Source organism: Microcoleus sp. B4-C2 (genome assembly GCF_036705265.1).
Classification (GTDB): Bacteria; Cyanobacteriota; Cyanobacteriia; order Cyanobacteriales; family Microcoleaceae; genus Microcoleus.
Genome location: NZ_JAUBUB010000189.1, coordinates 1 through 3,399, shown reverse-complemented (window position 1 = coordinate 3,399; position 3,399 = coordinate 1). Strand labels below are relative to the sequence as shown.

Below are 3,399 nucleotides of genomic sequence, written 5' to 3'. Positions count from 1 at the left end.
ACTTTTGGGCTAGCTTTACTGTTTCTTTTATTCATAACCGGCGTGCGACGCCGGTGGAACGCTCTGAAGAGGACTAATTATTTTAACAGTCTTCTTCTCAGTCCTCTTCAGAGGACTTTAGCTATTAGCCAGGGGTTTCAACCCCTGGCGGACTGTCGGCTTAAGTCGTTACTAATTGGCTCTGCCCGGTAAGGCAGATCCAGAGGCTCTGCCTCGTCATTAAGCCATTAACATGAATCCCAAAAACCAAGAGATATAATTTAAGCATTAAAACATTTAACCTCTGATAAACTATGTCTGTAGCAACTAAAAACCATGAAACAAAACTCACAATCACCTGGCCGCTACTACCAGAAGATTTCCAACTACCAGACGACCCCGTGGAAGACGAAAGCCAACCATTATTAGCCGCCGCTTTGCGCCAGCCGCTAACAGCATTTCCTGAATTAATGCAGGATGCCTTAATTGTTTCCAACTTTGCCTTGTGTGCCGGCATAAGTTTCCCAGGTTCAAGCAGCGACGAACAGCGTATTATCTGCAAAGCACCAGATTGGATGTACGTGAAACCCGTCAATCCAAAAAATGTCTCTCAAGTACGCCGTAGTTACACGCCACACACAGAAGGAACCATCCCCCAAATCGTGATGGAATTTCTTTCAGAAACTTACGGAGAAGAATACTCTGTAGAGTTTACATCGCGGGTGGGAAAGTGGTATTTTTACGAGCAAGTAATCAAAGTCCCCCGATACGTCATATTCCGAGCGAAAACAGCTCATTTAGAAGTTTACGCTTTAGAATCAGAGCGTTACAACTTGCAAAAACCCGATGAAAACGGACGTTATTGGATACCGGGATTAGACTTATTTTTAGGTATTTGGGAAGGAACCCACGAAGGGAGAACAGGCTGTTGGTTGAGGTGGTGGAATCCTGAAGGCGAGTTATTGCTGTGGTCGGAGGAAAGAGCTGATCGCGAACGACTCCGCGCTGAAAAATTGGCAGAAAAACTGCGTCAAGCGGGGATCGAGTTAGATGATGAAGAGTGAAATATCAATTGATGAGTCGAGTTCGATCGTGTTTTGCTATGATGACACTCTTGTGGTGGGGGCATCCAGCCCGCCCTTGGCTAACTTTGGACTCCTATGTCAATAGAACGTCTCCAGCCGATCGCCTGGACAAAAAAACCGCGACTCATATCCTTATTTTCTGGTTGTGGCGGTATGGATCTGCCATTCCATCAAGCCGGATTTGAGGTTGTTTGGGCGATCGACTCCAATCAATACGCCTGCAAAACATTCAGCAGAAACATTGCTGATGTCATCATCAACGACAGCATAGAAAATATAGACATTGCACAAGTTCCCGAAGCTGAAATATGTATAGGAGGGTTTCCCTGTCAAGATTTCTCCCTAATTTGGAAACGCCCCGGACTTGAAGGAACCAGAGGTAATTTATATACATACTTTCTCGATTTTGTCAATAAAAAAAAGCCCAAAGCTTTTGTAGCAGAAAACGTCAAAGGCTTATTAAGTGCCAATAATTATCAAGCAATAAAACAAATAATTTCCGACTTTGAAAGTATCGCTCCCGGCTACTTAGTTAAACCTAAACTCTACAACTTTGCTGATTACGGAGTTCCGCAATTTCGGCAAAGAGTGTTATTAGTTGGCATTCGGATGGATACAGGATTTAATTTTGTACATCCTCAGCCGGAGTACGGACCAAATCGTAAATATCCTTATCGAACAGCGGGCGAAGCACTCAAAAATGTGGAAGCAGTTCTTGACAATAACCAACATCATAAAATTCAAGCCCGCACCGTTGAAATTTTAAATCGAATTAAACCGGGAGGCAATTTCTCTGATATTCCCAAGGATAGTCCATACTATGTCAAAGGTATGATTAGTCACGTTTATCGGCGAATTCATCCAGATAAACCATCATCGACAATTATTGCGGGTGGCGGTGGCGGGACTTGGGGTTATCATTATTTAGAACCGCGTTCTTTGACAAATCGTGAAAGAGCAAGATTACAAACATTTCCCGATGATTTTGTTTTTGAAGGTTCTACGACTGAAGTGCGGCGGCAGATTGGCAATGCAGTGCCGCCGCAGGGAATCGCTGCTGTTGTTGAGGCTTTAATTCCGCTATTTAAGGGGGATTATCCCCAAGTGGATTTATATGAAATGAGTAAAAAGTTGCAGGGGAGGTCAATTCAACAACGATTAAAATGGGCTGAATCCGAGGGATTCGAGCAGAGTTTGCAGTTAATCGGAAATGTGCTATAATTAAAATAACTGAGTCAGAGGAGGCTTTAAGCTTATGTCTAAGTCAGGTTAGATAGGTTATATATAAAATACTCTATAGAAATAAAATTAATCGCGTGAAACAAAACTTAACTACAGGAAACCCCTATAGAAACACACATCCTTACGAAGATCCCCAAGACATACCTGAGAAGTATGCGGACATCGTAGAGGAACTGCGGACTAAGGCTCAAGATATTCGGTTGACCCATATCCAAAAAGGAGATTCAAATAGAAGAAAGACTTCTGGTAATGCTGCTGCTGTTAAGCTGGAACTCGCGACAGGCAAAGTCTATAATCGAGAAGCTACCAGCAAGAAAGCTCCCCTTAATATTCCAGGTGAAGAGGATGGCCCAAAGCAGTTTTTTGAGCCACAGTTGGATAGAGCAAGAGGCTGTTTTAATGAGGCTGACGCTGAGTACAAGCTCTTTAATGCACTCGCAGAAGACTTGGAAATAGATGATGTTTCCTTGGACGTAGAAGGAATACTCTACCTCTACACTGAGAGAGATATGTGTTCGGCTCTCCTGAGTTTATGGTGTAAAATGTACCTACTAATACATTTACCGTTATGAGCTTCCATCTAGACTATCTATTAGCCTTGCCTGGAGTCAGGGTTGAAACTTGTACTCAAGTTGAGGGAAAAATTTTCTTGGGACTGAGCATTTCATCAGAAGGAATTGTTTGTCATCATTGTAACAATCCTACCGAAAAACTGCATCAAAATCGACCAATTTTAGTAAAAGATTTGTCTGTTTTTGGTCGTCCTGTATATCTAAAAATCCCACGACGGCAGTTTTACTGTCCTTTTTGTCAACGGTATCCCACAGAAAAATTAGATTTTTTGGACGTTAAAAGACGGCATACTCAACGATATGAACAAGATATTTATGAGCGTGTCAAACAATCGAGCATGGAGCAAATTGGACGAGAAGAAGGACTGAGTTATGACGAAATAAAAGGAATATTTGATCAGGTAAACACCCTCAAAAAAAAACCGAATTGGCAACGGGTTAAACGCAGAAGTGTTGAACGCTTATTGATAGGATTCTGAAAATAGACATACGAATCCTATAAAATGCTGATTTCAGCAATT

At 42.2% G+C, this 3,399-nt stretch carries 4 protein-coding genes; all 4 read left to right on the top strand.

Translation table 11 applies throughout. The features are described 5' to 3' along the window. The first annotated feature begins 293 nt into the window (after positions 1-293). The 4 genes from QUB20_RS28245 (at position 294) to QUB20_RS28230 (ending at position 3,357) form a co-directional block, all read left to right on the top strand. Complete coding sequence (locus tag QUB20_RS28245; protein ID WP_333251444.1) at positions 294-1,043, top strand: Uma2 family endonuclease; 750 nt, start codon at positions 294-296, stop codon at positions 1,041-1,043. Between the two features lie 96 nt (positions 1,044-1,139). Beyond that, positions 1,140-2,285, top strand: a complete 1,146-nt coding sequence (locus QUB20_RS28240) for a DNA cytosine methyltransferase (protein WP_333251447.1) — start codon at positions 1,140-1,142, stop codon at positions 2,283-2,285. A gap of 95 nt (positions 2,286-2,380) precedes the next feature. Next, positions 2,381-2,878: a hypothetical protein gene (locus QUB20_RS28235; RefSeq protein ID WP_333291832.1), complete on the top strand. Its 498-nt coding sequence runs from the start codon at positions 2,381-2,383 to the stop codon at positions 2,876-2,878. Continuing rightward, positions 2,875-3,357, top strand: a complete 483-nt coding sequence (locus QUB20_RS28230; RefSeq protein ID WP_333251452.1) for a transposase family protein — start codon at positions 2,875-2,877, stop codon at positions 3,355-3,357. The genes QUB20_RS28235 and QUB20_RS28230 overlap by 4 nt, the downstream gene beginning before the upstream one ends. Positions 3,358-3,399: the final 42 nt, after the last annotated feature.

Excerpts from the sequence above, each read along its gene's own strand:
- QUB20_RS28245 (WP_333251444.1), top strand. The coding sequence starts at position 294 with ATGTCTGTAGCAACTAAAAACCATGAAACAAAACTCACAATCACCTGG.
- QUB20_RS28240 (WP_333251447.1), top strand. The coding sequence starts at position 1,140 with ATGTCAATAGAACGTCTCCAGCCGATCGCCTGGACAAAAAAACCGCGA.
- QUB20_RS28230 (WP_333251452.1), top strand. The coding sequence starts at position 2,875 with ATGAGCTTCCATCTAGACTATCTATTAGCCTTGCCTGGAGTCAGGGTT.